Here is a 17920-nt window from a genome sequence, read left to right on the forward strand (position 1 = left end):
ATTCTATTTTAGCATATAAAAAGAACCTAGCCTAAAAGTTGAACATTGGAATTTTCAAGAGAACTTTACTTTTTAATCGCTTTCATTTATGCTATAAGTAATACAGATTTTTTAACTGTATTAATAGATAAAGGATGTGACTTATGAAGAAGTCGATTTTGTTCAAAAAGTTAGGGATTATTTTATTAATTAGCCAAACACTGGTAGGGGTACCAATGTTGGCACAAGAAAGTATACTAGAAACAACCGTTCAAACAGAGACGGAATCAGTAACAACAGAAACCAGTCAGACTGTAGCTAACTTGGAATCTGAAACTACTAGCCAAACGGTGATGCAGGAAAAAGAATCCTCTTCGGCAATCGCCGAAAGCAGTAGCGGAAATGTGGTTGCAGTAACCACTGAAACCACAAATGAGATACAAAATAGTGATACAGATGGAAAAGCTGTTTCTGCAGAGAGTGTTTTTTCAGAAGCAGATTATAAACAAGCAACTGCACTGGAGTTAGCAACTTTAGTAAGAGAAAAAAAGGTGACGAGCGAAGAATTAGTAAAAATTGCGTTGGCCATCACTAAACGTGAAAATCCTACATTAAATGCGGTCATTACTTTACGAGAAGAAGCGGCTTTGACAGAAGCAAAAGCTTTACAAGATACAGGTCAACCATTTCTAGGTGTGCCGCTCTTACTAAAAGGGTTAGGACAATCCTTGAAAGGTGAAAGCAACACGAACGGTTTTGGTTTTCTCCAAAATCAAGTAGCTGGTGGGACATCGACCTTTGTCAAAGCACTACAAAATGCCGGATTCATAATCATTGGTCAAACGAATTATCCAGAATTAGGTTGGAAGAATATTTCAGATTCAAAGTTATATGGCGTTTCCGTCAATCCATGGAATCCTAACTATTATTCAGGTGGTTCTTCAGGCGGAGCGGGTGCTAGTGTCGCCGCGGCATTTGTTCCCATTGCTTCTGGAAGTGATGCTGGTGGCTCTATCCGCATCCCTGCTTCTTGGACAGGCACCGTAGGCTTGAAACCTTCTAGAGGAGTAATCATTGGTAATTCTAATAGTGTAAAAGGTCAAACTGTTCACTTTGGTTTAAGTCGAACCGTGGCAGATACAAATGCATTATTTGAAACCTTATTAACCAAAAAAGATCTTCCTGCGGGACATTTAAGTCAAGCGCAACCCATTGCTTATACAACAGAATCCCCTGCCGGAACGCCTGTAAGTGCCGAAGCAAAAGAGGCGGTCGCTGAAGCTGTTGCTTTTTTAAAAGACCAAGGGTACACATTGGTTGAAGTGAAGCACCCTGTTGATGGGGAACGTCTAATGAAAAATTATTATACTGTAGCTGCTGGCTCAGCAGGAATTGCCGATTTTATGGCGCGGCAGAAATTGAAAAGACCGCTTGAACGAAATGATGTAGAACTGTTAACATGGGCGCTTTTTCAAACAGGAAAAAATATAACGAGTGAAGAGACAACTGCGGCTTGGACAGATATTGCTTTACAAGCACAAGCGATGGACGAATTTTATCAACAGTATCCTATCTTATTAACACCAACGACGGCTGCCACCGCACCTAGTATTGATAATCCGTTACTAAAGCCAGAACATGCAGCGCAGATGGAAAGAATTGATCAATTGTCACCAGCAGAACAAAAACAATTGATTTATGACCAATGGCTGACGGCGTTCACATATACACCGTTTACACAACAAGCAAATTTATTTGGACATCCAGCATTAAGTGTACCAACTTACGTTTCAAAAGAAGGACTGCCTTTGGGGATTCAATTTAATAGTGCATTAAATGAAGACCGAACATTGCTACAATTAGGTGCTTTATTTGAAAATAACCACAAGATAAATCAACCACATGTAGAAGAACCAGAAAAAGACAAAGAACCAGATGCAAGTGGCGAACCAGATAAGGATAAAGAACCAGATGCAAGTGGCGAACCAGACAAAGACAAAGAACCAGATGCAAGCGGCGAACCAGAAAAAGACAAAGAACCAAATGCAAGTGGCGAACCAGAGAAAGACAAAGAACCAGATGCAAGTGGCGAACCAGACAAAGACAAAGAAACAAAAACAAGTGAAGGACCAATCGAAGGAAAAGATCAAAACCAAAACCAAAACCCAGACAAAGCTGGAAAAACTACTAGTGAGTCATCCTTAGATAATTCGCTGAATTCATCAGTAAATCAGGGAACCAAATCAACAGAAAGTACGCATGCTTTTTCTAATAAAAGTATGATTGGGAAACAAGAACAGCTTCCCAAAAAAGTATTACCAAAAGCAGGTGCAGAAGTACCTAGTACTTTCTGGATTGTTTTAGGAGGAGCTTTCTTAGTAACGAGTGGAACGATTTATATAAGGAAAACTAGAAAACGATAACCAGTGAAGGCTGGAGACAATTTATCCCCAATTGTCTCCAGCCTTTTTTCTTAATGACTTTAGTCAGTCGAAATCTCTAAAGAGATTTCGACAAAAAAACCACGCGTACTGCGCGTGGAGGCCAGAGCTTTAGCGATAAAAACTCCTTTCGATATAATAGATAAAGGCTACCAACCGTTATCAAATCGAAAGGAGTTTTTGAATGTCGAACGACGATAAAAGTTTAGCACATACTCGTTGGAATTGTAAGTATCATCTTGTGTTTACACCAAAATATAGAAGAAAAGTAATCTATGGTCAATTGAGGCGAGATATAGGGAAAATACTAAGGAAATTGTGTGAGATGAAAGAAGTCGAAATCATTGAAGCGCATGCAATGCCCGACCATATCCATATGTTGGTAAGAATTCCGCCGAAGTTGAGTGTATCAGGTTTTATGGGTTTCTTAAAAGGAAGAAGTGCAGTAATCATTCATGAACGTCATGCGAATTTAAAATACAATTATGGAAATCGATCCTTTTGGTCAAAAGGCTATTATGTGAGCACTGTAGGATTGAACCAAAAAACGATAGCTAAGTATATACGAGAACAAGAAGCAGAAGATCGAATAAGGGATAGTATAAACAAAAGAGAGTATAAAGATCCATTTAGGAAGTAACAACTAGATAAGAATAGAATGGTAGCGGTTGGCAGTCTCTAAAAAAAGCTCCCTTAAAGGGAGCAGCAGGTAGCGAGCCCTTCTAGGGCTATTAAAAAGCCACCCGCTATGCGGGTGGATATTTACTTGGTATACTAAAACCAATAGGGAAATGGAGGCGAAAGTAATGAGGGCGTTTGAGAAGATTCCAGCGTTTCAGCAATGGCAAAAAGTTGAAGCTATTCACCGTGGTTGGTCAACTGATTTAAAGTTTAAAGTTACCAAAAATCAAGAAACCTTTTTATTGCGAATTTTTCAACAAGAAGAGTTATTAGCCAAACAACAAGAATATCAATTTATCAAAAAAGTAGCGGCGTTAGGATTTCCCAGTTCTAAACCTTTTTTATGTGCACCTATTCCTGAAAGTGAACAAGGATACATGTTATTAACGTATCTAGAAGGTGAAGACTTAAGCGATGTTTTACCCGCTCTTTCTCCCAAAAGACAACTGAACTTAGGCGTAGAGGCGGGCCGCTATTTAAACAAAATCCATAAGCTTTTGTTGCCTGAAAGGATTAGTCAAAGAGAGATTGCGCAAAATTTATACGAAAAAAAGCAGAGCCAACTAAATAAGTATAAGGAATCTCAATTTTGTATGCCGTACCAGCAGCCAATAATTTCATATTTAGAAAAACAATTACCATTATTGCAACAACGGCCTGTGGTTTATCAGCATGGAGATTTCCATGTGGGAAATTTTATTTACTTGCCAACTAGGCAGGTCGGTGTGATTGATTTTAATCGATGGGATTTTGGGGATCCTTATGAAGAATTTTACAAGTTACAATTTTTTTCAAGAAAGGTTTCGCCATTGTTTGCTTATGGTCAATTACAAGGTTATTTTGCTGGGAAAGTTCCTACCTTATTTTGGCAGTTTCAAAAGCTTTATACTTTTCACGCAGGACTCTATTCTTTAGTTTGGGCACTGAGCTTTGGTGAAAAAGAAATCAGGACTATGGAACAGCAATACCAACAATTACTAGAGGACTATAATTGTGGAGAATTACTAGTTCCCAAATGGTTTTCAACTATCCAAAGAAAGGGATTGAGATTTTAGGTTTATTTCGATAGAATAAAAATAAAAACAGGAGTTTAAGGAATGAAACTAAACGGGATTATTATGATAGCGGTTGTTGGAAGCGTTTTATCTGGCTGTGGTTGGCAAAAATCGAAAGAGGAATCACAGAAAGTGCGAACCGTACAAACAAACAATGTAAATACTGAAGAAACAAGAGCAATTTCAGCAACCGAAGTTAGTCAAACCACGGCGTTGGAATTAGAGCAAACAACGCAAACACAAGAATTAACTGAATTAGTTACAGAAGAAGGGACGATTTGGAATCAGCAAAAAGCAAAACAGTTAGGACAATACATGGAAACCTGGGGTCAAGAACGCAATCAGAACTATCAAGCGTACCAACCAGGTCACTCTGTAGCTTTTTACACGATTCAAGTGCCTGATGATTTATTGAGTTATGAACCTAAAATACAACCAGCTATTGGGAACAATCCCATTTGGTTAAATTGGTCAGAAACTGGCAACGAAGGGGGTTATTGTCTGGTGGCAGTATACTCTGACAGTGCGACACAAGTTGCCCAGAAGCATGTCTATTTATTTACTTTAGTGAATGGTGAAGCCAAAGTTTATGTGAGTAAAGAACAGCCAGTAGAAGAGCAACCTTATTTGTTTTTAAAAGAAACAAGTAATACAGAACTGAAAGAACAATTCACAAACCTTGTGAATAATCTTTAATTTTTTATTTAATCAAAAGGAAAAGAAAATTTATCATTGACAAAGTATCCGCTTTCATTTTATTCTGTAGCTACCCCTTGGGAAAGGGCAAAAGGAAGTTTTGAAAGGGATGGAAGAAAAAATGAAGGAAACAAGTTTAGTAATTATTAAGCCAGATGGCGTTGAACGAAAGTTAGTTGGCAAAATCATTCAACGTTTTGAAGATAAAGGTATTGACTTATTGCACCTTAAATTCGAACGACTAACAGTAGAAACAGTGAAGGAACACTATGAGCATTTAAAAGATGAACTATTTTTCCCTGAATTATTAGCCTATATGACAAGTGGCCCAGTGGTTGTGATGGTCGTTGTAGGGGACAATGTGGTTAAAAAAGTGCGTAAATTAGTTGGAGCAACGAATCCGTTAGATGCTGAAAGTGGCTCCTTACGAGCGGATTATGGGTTGTCTGTCACCAAAAATTTAATCCATGCTTCTGATTCTGTCCAATCAGCAAAAATTGAGATGCAACGGTTCTTTGGTTAATCAGCAAAAAAGAAGCAATCCTTTATTTTTTATAAAGGATTGTTTCTTTTTTATTAATTGTCAGAATATTCCGCTTAAATGGTTGACATCTGGAGGTAGAAGAGTAGTATAGACTACATACTAAATACTAAATGACTGTGTGTGCTTCAGGAGGATAAAATGATAACAAGTGATGAATTGACAGAAAACCTTAGTCCGTTTGAATTAAGTCTATTTTTAGAGAAGAAATTACATGAAGAAAATCATAATTTAGAAACATTGCTAAATGCAGGGCGAGGCAATCCTAATTGGACGGCGCCAACACCAAGGGAAGCCTTTTTTTTATTAGGTCAATTTGCTACAAAAGAAACCTTAAGAGAGGGGAGCGAACAAACGGCTGGTATGATTCAGCCAAGTTTTGGTAGAACGCAACGCTTCTTAAACTTTTTAGCAGAAAATCCTAGCAAAGGGGCAACCTTCTTACAAGAAATTTGGACAGCAGAGCATAACTATTTTGGGATGGATAAGGAAATGTGGTTAGATGCCATGTTAGACTATGTGATTGGGGATAATTATCCGAATCCTGTTCGTTGCTTGAAGGCGTGTGAACAACCGATTAAAGCATATTTAAATCAAGAATTATTTTCCAGTGAAGCACAACCCTTTGATATTTTTGCCGTTGAAGGTGGTACAGCAGGGATTTGTTACTTGTTTGATACGTTGGCAAATAATTATTTACTAGAAAAAGGTGATCGTATTGCGTTGTTATTACCAACGTTTGCTCCTTATCTAGAAATTCCAGAACTACCACGTTATGATTTTGACGTAGTTAAAATCAAAGCAGAGCAAATGATTATTGATGGAAAAACGACGTATCAATACTCAAACAAGGAAATTGATAAACTAAAAGACCCGTCCATCAAAGCGGTTTTTGTCGTAAATCCCAGCAATCCAACTGCTAATGCTATGGGAAAACCTACCATTGAACAAATCAAACAAATCGTTGCAGCGGATAACCCTAAGTTAATGATTTTAACAGATGACGTTTACGGAACCTTTGTGCCAGCTTTCCGTTCATTATTTACGGAGTTACCTTACAATACAGCTTGTATCTATTCTTATTCTAAATACTTTGGCGCTACCGGTTGGCGTGTGGGGACCATTGCGGTCAGCCAAGAGAACATCTTTGATCAATTATTAAAAGAATTGCCAGTGGCTCGAAAAATAGAATTACAGGCACGTTATGCTACATTGAATGCAGACACAAGCCAAATTAACTTTATCAGCCGCTTGGTCGCAGACAGCCGCGATATTGCGTTGAACCATGCAGCGGGACTTTCTTCTATTCAGCAAGCGATGATGGCTTTATTTAGTTTGTATGCTTTGTTAAAAGACGGTCAAGCATATAAAGACGAAGTGATGGATATTTGTCATACGCGTGAAAAGCTCTTGTTTCGCACCTTAGGCATTGAAGAGCCTTTAGCAAGTTTAAATACAGCATACTATTGTGAAATTAACTTTAGAGACTGGACAGAAAAACGTTATGGCCCAGAATTTTCAAGTTATTTAACGAAATCGTGGACGATCACAAAAGTATTAACCTCTTTAGCAGAAAAAGAAAAATTAATGCTTTTAAAAGCGGATGCTTTCGGGAGTGACAAATGGTCAGTTCGAATTTCTTTAGCCAATTTAGCTACTAACCAATATAGTGAAGTTGGTAAACGAATGATTCGCCTATCTGAACACATTAAAGAAGAGTGGTTGCGCCAAAAGCGCCAAGCAATTAAATAAAAAAACGCTAAGTCTCTTAAGCTGCAGGAGACTTAGCGTTTTTGTTTATTATTTATTCATTTTTCCGTCAGCTTTGGTTTATAAATGTTTGCTACACTGGAGATAAGAGGAAATTAAGCGTTTATAAAAAGGAGAAAAGTGAATGAAACATATTAAAGGAATGTTGGTTTTTATCGGATTATTTATTTTGGTTGGTTGTGCGCCAGATCAAGAGTCAACGAAACAAACAACAAGTGGACCGCAAGAGACAAAGCAAGTGAAGCAAGTTACCGTCACCAATCAAACGACTTCTGCGGTGGAAAAACAAGCGCCGACTAAAAATGACGAACTGATTGCTAATCAATTGACTTTTGATTCTCATGAATACACGTACGAAGTGGTTACAGGGGCCACACAAACGACATTTGGGACAACCCCACCAGCAAAATATACACCAGAAGAAAAAAAGGAAAAAATGTTTTGGTCCAATCAACCGCCTTTGGGATTAATGACGGGTAACTATTATAAAAATGAAGGTGTATTTACTGGCGGAAATTACGGCATTGTAGAGATTATTACGGAACCTGAAACGCAACGGATTCTGAATGTTGAGTTTACAGAGTTTGCTAGTGATCCTTATTACGATACACGCTATTCGGGTGTCAACAAACGCCTGTCGGATTATCCTGAATTTCAAGCAAGCAACACGCGTACAGACGATACGTTAGTCACCGTTGTTAATGGTATTACTTATGTAGAAAAACAAATGCGTGACGAAAATCGTGTCACAGGTAATTTTTATACGGTACGCGGTTCATCAACTTCTGCGCGTGAAGGTTTAATGCCTTTAGCAGCAGAGATGGACACTTGGCTAAAAGAGCCATCGAAAGAAACGTATATCGGTTACGCAGAAGATTTAGGTAATGGCCTAATCGGTCGACTTCAAGTGATAACAGAAGAGCAGAAAATAAAACATGTCAGCTATGATGAATACTTTTCAGATGAACAGGAAAAAATCACAGAAACAGCCCTGCGGCCTTTTTATCGTCAATCGAAATATTATTCACCAGGATATAATAAACAAACCAACAATTCTTTTATTCATTTTGTAGATGCACTAACAAAGGCCATTACGACACAACAAACTTTATCCGTTAACGAAGAACAAGAGCTACAGCATCCGTCTTTTACGACTTATCAAAGATTGGCTGAAAAAATCAGCACGTTTCAAAATTCATTGAAGGAATAAGAAAAACGAAAGTAGGGCATAAGTCGTTTCGACTTATGCCCTACTTTTGTTTTTCTTAAGATTATCAGCTAAACCAAAGTGAGTTCTTTTTAAAGAAATACTTTTATTTTAGCCTTTTATAGATCTAGATAATTTTCTAAGTAATCTGCTAAACCATCTTGATCATTTGTTTTTTCAGTGACATCGTTGGCTACGGATTTAATTTTATCCGTGGCATTGTTCATAGCAACACCCCAACCAGCATAACTTAACATTTCTTCGTCATTATGTTCATCGCCAAAAGCAATGATATCAGCTGGTTTGACAGATAAAAAGTTCGCCACTTGATCAACGCCATGGGCCTTTTGAATTCCTTTTGCGACCATTTCTAAAATAGGCATTGGACCGCCCCAAGTGCGGACATCAATATAATCACCATATTGTTTTGTCAATGTATCAGCAACTTTTTCAGCTTGGTTTGGCGTGGTCCGAACCATCATTGAGGTAGGATTGGTTCGTAAATTTTTAGCATTAAGTAAATTATCTAAGGTTGCTTTGGAAGCAAAAAATTTCGGATCGAACCCATCTAACGTATCGATATAAAATGTTTCTTTGTTTTCAGCAGCAACAAAATCTAATTGTAATTCTTTTTTCTGTGCCAAAATGTCAAAGACTAGGTCACGCTCAATATTGGCTTCGCTTTCCAAGTCCCATTTTTTCTCTGGAATGTGAACTAAAGCGCCGTTAAAGTTAACCATAGGGGTCGTTAGGCCAAGTTGTTGGTAAAATTGATGACTCATTCTATAGGGACGTCCAGTGGCAATACTGACGTAATGACCGTTGTCAATCGCTTTTTTTAGTGTTTGTTCGGTTTTTGGACTGATTAAAGACTGTGCATTTAATGTTGTGCCGTCTAAATCAATAGCAATTAATTTTTTCAAGTAAAAATTCCTCCTAAATGCCTTTTACTCAGTCTAGCATAAAACCGAAGATTATCAAGGGGAGAAGTATGTTCATTTATAAGGTTTAAAAAAAAGCTTAAGAAGTATGCTACACTAAAATAAACCGTTTGAAAAAGGAGCGCAGAGCATCTTGAAAAATTCTAGAAATTATTTACGAGTGATCACCTTAATCTATTGTATCTATATGTGGTTATTTGCTACGCATTTTCATTTTATGGCGTTGAACGTGTTGTTAGCCTATATTCCAATTGAACTTAGTTATCTTTTAAACGCAGAAAAACGTAAAAGGGATTGGTTGATAGGTTTTGCTTGGTTAATTTTTTATCCTAATGCACCGTACCTATTTACGGATTTTTTTCATTTAGAAACGTTATCTATTTATCGAGGCTTTAATACGATTTTTGCAAACCAAATTGGTGATTGGTGGGCGTTTGTTTGCTTAACTAGCGGAATTGTTATATATGGACTTTTAGGGATGAAAACAGTAACAACTGTTAGCCAGAAATTGCAAAGTTATTGTGGCTATAGAACAATTATAGGCTTTCAAGCCAGCCTTCATTTCTTGTCTGCTTTGGCGATTTATGTTGGACGTTTTGATCGATTACACAGTGTCTATCTTTTTATGAATCCGATTGAAACAGTGAAAATTATCTTTTTTGACTGGTCCCTTCAAAAATTAATGTTTATTTTATTAATGATGTTTCTACAGATGCTGTTGTTTGGGTTAATCCAATTATTAGGAAAAGAAGAAGCAATGTAAAGCTTTTTCTTTTTTTATATCTGTAAAACACGAACGTTATATAGAAATATATATATAATAATTAATATTTTGTTGTAAAAAGATAGCGATTCTCTTATAATCAAAGAGTAATTATTCGAAAACATGGATTTTAAGGGAGAGAAGTGCAATTATGAATACGTTTTTCAAATTAAAGGAAAACAAGACAACGGTGTCGACTGAAATAATGGCGGGGGTTACGACCTTTTTTGCAATGAGTTATATTTTATTTGTTAATCCGTCCATTCTTTCAGAAACAGGGATGCCTTTTCAGGCTGTTTTTTTAGCGACCATTATTGCTTCAATCATCGGTACATTAATTATGGGGCTGTTTGCTAATGTACCTTACGCTCAAGCACCGGGGATGGGACTCAATGCTTTCTTCACGTTTACGGTCGTTTTTGGGATGGGATATACATGGCAACAAGCATTAGCAATGGTTTTTATTTGTGGTTTGATTAACATTTTGATTACAGTGACAAAAATTCGCAAAATGATTATTAAAGCAATTCCAGAGAGTTTACAACATGCTATTGGTGGTGGGATTGGAATTTTTGTCGCTTATGTAGGGTTGAAAAATGCTGGCTTACTAAGTTTCACAGTACAAGCAGAACCTCAAAATGGTGTTGTGAATGGTTCGAGTATCGTGCCCGCTTTAGGAAATTTTGATAATCCAGCTATTATTTTGGCGGTAATTGGGTTAGTTTTAACAACGATTTTAGTTGTCACGAATGTTCGTGGGGCTATTTTAATTGGCATTGTAGTTACTACGTTAGTCGCAATTCCAATGGGGGTGGTAGACACTGCTTCGGTTGATTGGCATGCTAATTCGTTGGGCAATTCATTTAAAGAATTAGGTACAACTTTTGGCGCTGCTTTTGGTGCTGAGGGCTTACAGTCATTGTTTAGCGATTCTTCAAAAATTCCTCAAGTTTTAATGACCATTATTGCCTTCAGTTTATCAGATACGTTTGATACAATTGGAACATTTATCGGTACGGGACGTCGAACAGGAATTTTCTCTCAAGAAGATGAATTAGCTTTAGAAGATAGTAAGGGCTTCAGCACTAAAATGGACAAAGCTCTATTTGCAGATGCTATTGCAACATCTATCGGTGCGATTTTTGGTACATCGAATACGACAACTTATGTAGAAAGTGCAGCAGGAATCGGTGCGGGTGGTCGAACAGGTTTAACATCGGTAGTGGTAGCAATTCTATTTGCCCTAAGTAGTCTTTTTTCACCACTTATTGCTATTGTGCCGTCACAAGCTACGGCTCCAGCGTTAATTTTAGTGGGAATTATGATGTTAGCTTCTTTCAAAGACATCAATTGGACGGATTTAGAAGATGCGATTCCAGCATTTTTTGCTTCAATTTTCATGGGATTATGTTATAGCATCTCTTATGGGATTGCTGCTGGGTTCATCTTTTATGCAGTGGTGAAAGTAGTCAAAGGGAAAGCCAAAGAAGTTTCACCAATTATTTGGGTCATTGATGCGTTGTTTATCTTAAACTTTGTAATCTTAGCTATTTTATAGTAAACAGAAGTGAGGCTGAGATAACAGCGGTTAGCTTCGAAGGTGTTGCATTTATTCAGCTATTTATCTTAAGCCCAAGTGTTAAGAAGTCTGGCAGATTGGTCGTTTTGACCGGTCTGCCAGACTTTTTTTTAAAAGAATTTTCTTTTGAGAGATTCACTCTTTTAGAGTATAGTGGTAGGTGAAGAGGTGATAAGGTGGATAAAAGTATGAAAATAAAATGGAAGCAGAATTTATTAGTCGCATGGATTGGTTGCTTTTTTACAGGGGCGAGTATTAGCTTAGTTATGCCGTTTATTCCAGTATATGTTGAACAATTAGGGACGCCTAAGAGTCAAGTAGAGTTGTTTTCTGGATTGGCAATTTCTGTCACGGCATTTGCTGCTGCGATTGTTGCGCCGATTTGGGGAAATTTAGCTGATCGAAAAGGTCGGAAAATTATGATGATTCGGGCTGCAGCAGGAATGACGATCACAATGGGGGCGTTAGCGTTTGTCCCTAATGTATACTGGCTGCTGATTATGCGTTTTATGAACGGGATTTTATCCGGCTATATTCCTAACGCAACAGCGATGATTGCGTCGCAGGCGCCAAAAGAGAAAAATGGCTGGGCTCTAGGAACATTATCAACAGGTGCAATTGCTGGGACGTTAATTGCGCCATCGATTGGCGGTGCGTTGGCACAGTGGTTTGGAATGGAAAATGTCTTTATTATTACCGGCGTTATTTTATTCATTACAACGTTGTTGACTATCTTTTTAGTTAAAGAAGATTTTCAACCAGTTGAGAAAAAGGATTTATTAACGACTAAAGAAATTTTTAGTAAGATGGATCATGTTTCAGTATTGATTGGTTTGTTTGTGACTACGTTAATTTTACAATTAGGAATTACAAGTATCAGCCCAATCTTAACGCTATATATTCGATCTTTAAGTGGCGATACAGAGAATGTATTATTTGTTAGTGGTTTGATTGTTTCGATTGCCGGCGTTTCAGCAATTATTTCTTCTCCAACTTTGGGAAAAATTGGGGACCGCATTGGGAACCAAAAAGTTTTATTAGGCGGATTAATTCTTTCTTTTATTTGTTACATTCCCATGGCGTTTGTGCAAACACCTTTTCAGTTAGGTGTTTTACGATTCCTTTTAGGTTTTTCAACAGGTGCTTTAATGCCATCAATTAATACGTTAATTAGTAAAATAACGCCAACAGAGGGCGTAAGTAGAGTTTATAGTTACAATCAGATGTGTAGTAATTTCGGTCAAGTTTTAGGACCGATGGTAGGGTCGACAGTTGCCCATGGTTTTGGCTATTCTTCTGTTTTTCTGGTAACCGCTTGTTTCGTTTTAGGAAACATTGGGTTGTCCTTCTTTAATTTCCGAAAAGTTTTAAATAAAAAGCTTTAAACAGTTGAAAAGATAAAAAAACCAGTTACAATAACTTTAGTAACTGGTTTTTTCTTATTTAACAGGTTTGGTTTCTTTCGGTACTGCAAAGTGTGCAATTAATAAAATAATAACGGCTGTTGCCAACGATAGAATCGTTGTCATTTTAAAGTCGTATGAACCACCAGATAATGCACCGCCGATATATCCAACGACTTGGCCTAATGCGAAGGTCCAGAAAAATACAACAAGATAACGCATATGAGCACCTCTTTTCTAGCTCTTAGTTTAGCATATTTTCTTTAAAAGTAAAGAATCCGCGATAGGAAAATAAGAGAAGAGGCAAAAAATAGCAAGGATTCAAAAAGGAGCTGTCCAATGTCATTTCCACAATTACATACCGTTACTTCCTATTCGCTTTTATCTAGTACGGTTAGGATTCGTTCCTATGTAAAACAAGCGAAAGCGTTAGGTTATCAAACATTAGCGATTACCGATATCAATGTCTTGCATGGGGCGGTTGAATTTTATGAAGCATGCCAAGAAGCGGGAATTCAACCAATTATCGGTTTAAGATTAGAATATACCCCAGCAGAAAAAGAAGGGCATTCCGAGTTGCTTTTATTTGCTAAAAATTTAAAAGGTTATCAGCAATTAATGCAACTATCTAGCAGCAAAATGACAACAGAGGGTCCCTTTTACTTAGCGGAACATCAATCCTTATTAAGTGATTTATTTGCCGTGACTTTGTCAGCTAAAGGAGAAGTCGCCCAAACATTTTTTGAAGATGAACAACAAGCGGTTCACGCTTTCCAACAACTTGCTTCATATTTTGATCCCCAGTCGTTATTTGTTGAACATTCTTTTTCAATGAATCAACAACGCAATCCAGCGCTCTTTTCTTTTTACCAAAGAGAACAATTACCTGGCGTGGCTTTGCAAGAGGTACGTCATTTAACAAGGGAAGAAGGCTTTGCCGTAACTGTTCTTGAGAGCATCAAAGAAAATAATCAATTGAATATTACAAGCCAAACACCGGAAATAGAAGGTCTGAATTACTTGCGTGAAGCAGAGACGACGATGGAACAAATGCTTCAAATAGCTGGTGCAGAAGTGGTCCAGAATACGATTCAGCTAGCTGAAAATTGCCGAGTTGACATTCCTTTACATCAAAAATTATTACCGCATTTTCCTGTGCCTGATAATCAAACGGCTGGTTCTTATTTACGCACATTGTGTTTAGAAAAATTACCAGAAAGAGTGCCTCATCTAAATGAAGTTTACCAAAAACGATTAGAAAAAGAGTTAACCATCATTCACAATATGGGCTTTGATGATTACTTTTTAATCGTTTGGGATGTGATGGACTTCTGTCATAACAATCAAATTGTTACAGGCGCTGGCCGAGGTTCAGCTGCAGGCTCTTTAGTGTCCTATGTGCTATCAATTACAGATGTAGATCCAATCAAATATGATTTGCTCTTTGAACGTTTTTTGAATCCGGAACGCTACACGATGCCCGATATTGATTTAGATATTCCTGATAATCGGCGGGAGGAAGTTTTAGCTTATGTCAGTCAAAAATATGGTCATTATCACATGGCGCAAATTGCCACGTTTGGTACGATGGCTGCAAAAATGGTTTTACGGGACGTTGCACGTGTTTTCGGGTTGTCCCAGAGTGAAGCGAATCGTTGGTCGGCAGCTGTCCCCAACAAGCTGAAAATTACGTTAGAAGAAGCGTACCAAGAGTCGAAACGGATGCAAGAATTGGTCAATTTTTCACCAAATAATCAATTGCTCTATAAAACAGCTGTTCAGCTAGAAGGATTGCCTCGTCATGTTTCTACGCACGCAGCAGGTGTGGTAATTAGTGATGAAAATCTTTTGAATTTGGTTCCGTTACAACCAGGATCGAATGAAATTTTATTGACCCAATTTACTATGAATGATGTTGAAAAAATTGGTCTTCTGAAAATGGATTTCTTGGGCTTAAGAAATTTATCCATCATTGATGATACCCTCACAGCTGTTAAACGCGTCTATAATCAAACCATTCGTTTGAATCAGATTCCATTAGATGACGAAACAACGCTGGCTTTATTTAGAAAAGGGGAAACAAGTGGCGTTTTCCAGTTTGAATCTGCTGGGATTCGGAATGTATTAAGAAAATTAGGGCCAACTAGCATTGAAGATATTGCTGCTGTCAATGCCCTGTATCGTCCTGGTCCGATGCAAAATATTGATGTTTTCATCCGCCGGAAAAAAGGCTTGGAACAAATTAATTATCCAGAGCCTAGTCTCGCCCCCATTTTAGAAAATACGTACGGAATTATTGTTTACCAAGAGCAGATTATGCAAGTTGCTGCGAAAATGGCAGGCTTCTCTTTAGGGCAAGCTGACATTTTACGTCGGGCCATTAGTAAAAAGAAAAAAGATGTGCTAGATGAAGAACGGAATCATTTTGTTAATGGTGCGTTACAACAAGGCTATCCCCAAGAAACAGCTAACCAAGTGTACGATTATATTGAGCGCTTTGCTAATTATGGCTTTAACCGCTCGCATGCATTTGCCTATTCCTTTATTGGTTTTCAAATGGCTTACTTGAAGGTTCATTATCCGAGTGCTTTTTATGTCGCATTGTTGCATTCTGTTCGTCATAATCCAACAAAAATTAAAGAATATATTGGCGAAGCTAGAAAAAACAAGCAGACGATTTTGCAGCCGTCAATTAACCAAAGTCACTACAGCTTTTACCTAAATCAGCAACAGCAAATTTTATTTGGTTTTAGTTCTTTAAAAGGAATCCGCCGAGACTTCATTCAAAATATTTTAAATGAACGCCGAGAAAATGGACCGTACAAAACGTTCGATGAGTTTCTTTTGCGAATTGACCGTAAGTGGTTGAAAGTTGAAAATATCGAACCATTGATTGCCATCGGTGCATTTGACGAAATTGCGCCTAATCGCCGTCAATTAGCGGTAGGTTTAGAGAGTAATATCCAAAGTATTCTTCTCAGCGGTGGTAGTATGGATTTGTTAGAAACGTTGAAGCCAAAGGAAGAAGAAATTGCCGATTATCCGCTAGAAGAGCGACTAGAACAAGAAGAACAATATTTAGGAGTCTATTTATCAGGACATCCGACAGAAGAGTTCAAAAAAACACGCTTAGCCAAGCAAACGCAACTTGTTCATGAACTTGTTGAAAATCAGCCCACGAAATTATTGATTTATGTCAAAAACATTCGGACGATTCGGACCAAAAAGGGAGAACAAATGGCCTTTGTTGATGGGGATGATACAACAGGAAGTATTTCACTAACGTTGTTCCCAACCGTTTTTCGCCAGTTAAGACAGAGTGTCGAGAAAGGGCAAGTTTATTATGTGGAAGGAAAAGTGGAACGCAGTACGTACAATCAAGAATTGCAAATATTGGTTCAACGAATAGAAAAAGCGCAACAAGTAGAAACATCAATTAGTGACGAAACGTGTTTTATCAGAATTACAAAAGATGTCGAACAAACGGACGTTTTTCAGAAAATGAAAGAGGTACTTAGTCGTCATGCTGGACACATTCCAGTGATTGTCTATTTTGAAAAAACAGGAAAGAAAATAGTATTAAATGAAGAAAATTGGGTCGCTCATACAAGCGCTAGTCAGCAACAATTAGCTTACGTTTTAGGCGAGCAAAACGTCATTTTCAAATGATTTACGGTAAAAAATACTAGTTGTTTTCAACTTTTTTCATTTTTTTCTTCTTAACTCAAGACATTTTGGTTCTTTAATGGTAAAATGAATGACGTAATATTTTTGTATATCAATTTTTGCGAAAAGGTTTCTTTTGGCAGTTGAAAGTATATTATATGAGGTGAAATAGCGAATGAAACGCATTGGTATTTTAACCAGCGGGGGAGATGCCCCTGGAATGAACGCTGCAATTCGTGCAGTCGTACGCAAAAGTATTTTTGATGGAATCGAAGTTTACGGTATTAACTATGGATTTGCCGGTTTAGTCGCAGGCGACATCCGTCGTTTAGATGTTGCTGACGTTGGCGATAAGATTCAACGTGGTGGAACATTCTTGTACTCTGCTCGTTATCCTGAATTTGCTACTGAAGAAGGGCAATTAAAAGGAATCGAACAATTGAAAAAATTCGGTATTGAAGGCTTAGTTGTTATTGGTGGAGACGGTTCTTATCATGGCGCAATGGCTTTGACAAAACGTGGTTTCCCGGCTGTTGGAATTCCTGGAACAATTGATAATGATATTCCTGGAACAGATTTCACAATCGGTTTTGATACAGCGATTAACACTGTTTTGGAATCAATTGACCGAATTCGTGATACAGCAACTTCTCATGTTCGTACATTCGTTATCGAAGTAATGGGACGTAACGCTGGTGATATCGCATTGTGGTCAGGCGTGGCAGGCGGAGCAGATGAAATCATTATTCCTGAACATGATTTTGATATGAAAAACGTTGCCAAACGCATTCAAGAAGGCCGTGACCGCGGGAAAAAACATTGCTTAATCATTTTAGCAGAAGGCGTAATGGGCGGAAATGAATTTGCTGATAAACTTTCTGAATACGGTGATTTCCATACGCGTGTATCAATTTTAGGACACGTGGTTCGTGGGGGCTCGCCAAGTGCTCGTGACCGTGTATTAGCAAGTAAATTTGGGTCATATGCTGTTGAACTTCTAAAAGAAGGCAAAGGCGGTTTATGTATCGGTATGTTAGATAACCAAGTAGTTGCAGCTGATATTATTGACACGTTAGAAAACAATAAACACAAACCAGATTTATCTCTTTATGAGTTAAATCATGAAATTTCTTTTTAATCTTGTATATTAGCTAATCTTATTAGCTTTGTATAAACAAATTTGGAATAGGAGCGTTTT

General features: G+C 37.7%; 14 protein-coding genes. 12 read left to right on the forward strand and 2 right to left on the reverse strand.

All coding sequences use genetic code 11. The features are described from left to right. The first annotated feature begins 143 nt into the window (after positions 1 to 143). The 7 genes from IGK70_RS04545 (at position 144) to IGK70_RS04575 (ending at position 8373) form a co-directional block, all read left to right on the forward strand. Complete coding sequence (locus tag IGK70_RS04545; RefSeq protein ID WP_162783056.1) at positions 144 to 2402, forward strand: amidase family protein; 2259 nt, start codon at positions 144 to 146, stop codon at positions 2400 to 2402. A 202-nt stretch (positions 2403 to 2604) separates the two neighbouring features. Then, a complete protein-coding gene (tnpA, locus tag IGK70_RS04550) occupies positions 2605 to 3060 on the forward strand; it encodes an IS200/IS605 family transposase (protein WP_000063801.1) in 456 nt (151 codons plus the stop codon). A 151-nt stretch (positions 3061 to 3211) separates the two neighbouring features. Next, positions 3212 to 4156 (forward strand): aminoglycoside phosphotransferase family protein, encoded by a 945-nt coding sequence (locus IGK70_RS04555; RefSeq protein ID WP_162783057.1) that lies wholly within the window; start codon positions 3212 to 3214, stop codon positions 4154 to 4156. A gap of 42 nt (positions 4157 to 4198) precedes the next feature. Further along, positions 4199 to 4852 (forward strand): DUF4767 domain-containing protein, encoded by a 654-nt coding sequence (locus IGK70_RS04560; protein WP_002383434.1) that lies wholly within the window; start codon positions 4199 to 4201, stop codon positions 4850 to 4852. A gap of 109 nt (positions 4853 to 4961) precedes the next feature. Next, positions 4962 to 5375, forward strand: a complete 414-nt coding sequence (gene ndk / locus IGK70_RS04565) for a nucleoside-diphosphate kinase (protein ID WP_002419116.1) — start codon at positions 4962 to 4964, stop codon at positions 5373 to 5375. Between the two features lie 159 nt (positions 5376 to 5534). After that, positions 5535 to 7145, forward strand: coding sequence for an aspartate 4-decarboxylase (gene aspD / locus IGK70_RS04570; protein WP_104855471.1), 1611 nt, complete (start codon positions 5535 to 5537; stop codon positions 7143 to 7145). Positions 7146 to 7287: 142 nt separating this feature from the next. Then, positions 7288 to 8373: a hypothetical protein gene (locus IGK70_RS04575; protein ID WP_002419118.1), complete on the forward strand. Its 1086-nt coding sequence runs from the start codon at positions 7288 to 7290 to the stop codon at positions 8371 to 8373. Between the two features lie 116 nt (positions 8374 to 8489). Here IGK70_RS04575 and IGK70_RS04580 read toward each other — a convergent pair whose 3' ends face one another. Continuing rightward, positions 8490 to 9293, reverse strand: a complete 804-nt coding sequence (locus IGK70_RS04580; RefSeq protein ID WP_002383439.1) for a Cof-type HAD-IIB family hydrolase — start codon at positions 9291 to 9293, stop codon at positions 8490 to 8492. Positions 9294 to 9498: 205 nt separating this feature from the next. On the opposite strand from IGK70_RS04580, the gene IGK70_RS04585 reads away from it, so the two are divergent. From IGK70_RS04585 to IGK70_RS04595, 3 genes are all read left to right on the forward strand, one after another. Beyond that, positions 9499 to 10074, forward strand: coding sequence for a DUF1361 domain-containing protein (locus tag IGK70_RS04585; RefSeq protein ID WP_002383440.1), 576 nt, complete (start codon positions 9499 to 9501; stop codon positions 10072 to 10074). Between the two features lie 151 nt (positions 10075 to 10225). Further along, the gene (locus IGK70_RS04590; RefSeq protein ID WP_104874128.1) at positions 10226 to 11632 is read left to right on the forward strand and encodes an NCS2 family permease; all 1407 of its coding nucleotides are present in this window, start codon (positions 10226 to 10228) and stop codon (positions 11630 to 11632) included. 209 nt (positions 11633 to 11841) lie between these two features. Next, on the forward strand, positions 11842 to 13038 hold the full coding sequence (locus tag IGK70_RS04595) for a multidrug efflux MFS transporter (protein WP_002381323.1): 1197 nt from the start codon (positions 11842 to 11844) through the stop codon (positions 13036 to 13038). A 54-nt stretch (positions 13039 to 13092) separates the two neighbouring features. Here the strand turns inward: IGK70_RS04595 and IGK70_RS04600 are convergent, their stop codons facing one another. Continuing rightward, positions 13093 to 13278, reverse strand: coding sequence for a YjzD family protein (locus IGK70_RS04600; protein ID WP_002355945.1), 186 nt, complete (start codon positions 13276 to 13278; stop codon positions 13093 to 13095). A gap of 117 nt (positions 13279 to 13395) precedes the next feature. Between IGK70_RS04600 and dnaE the strand changes: the two genes are divergently transcribed. After that, positions 13396 to 16725 (forward strand): DNA polymerase III subunit alpha, encoded by a 3330-nt coding sequence (dnaE, locus tag IGK70_RS04605; RefSeq protein ID WP_104855469.1) that lies wholly within the window; start codon positions 13396 to 13398, stop codon positions 16723 to 16725. 172 nt (positions 16726 to 16897) lie between these two features. Then, on the forward strand, positions 16898 to 17860 hold the full coding sequence (gene pfkA / locus IGK70_RS04610; protein ID WP_002355947.1) for a 6-phosphofructokinase: 963 nt from the start codon (positions 16898 to 16900) through the stop codon (positions 17858 to 17860). Positions 17861 to 17920: the final 60 nt, after the last annotated feature.

This window comes from Enterococcus sp. DIV0358 (assembly GCF_051713465.1).
Taxonomy (GTDB): domain Bacteria; phylum Bacillota; class Bacilli; order Lactobacillales; family Enterococcaceae; genus Enterococcus; species Enterococcus faecalis.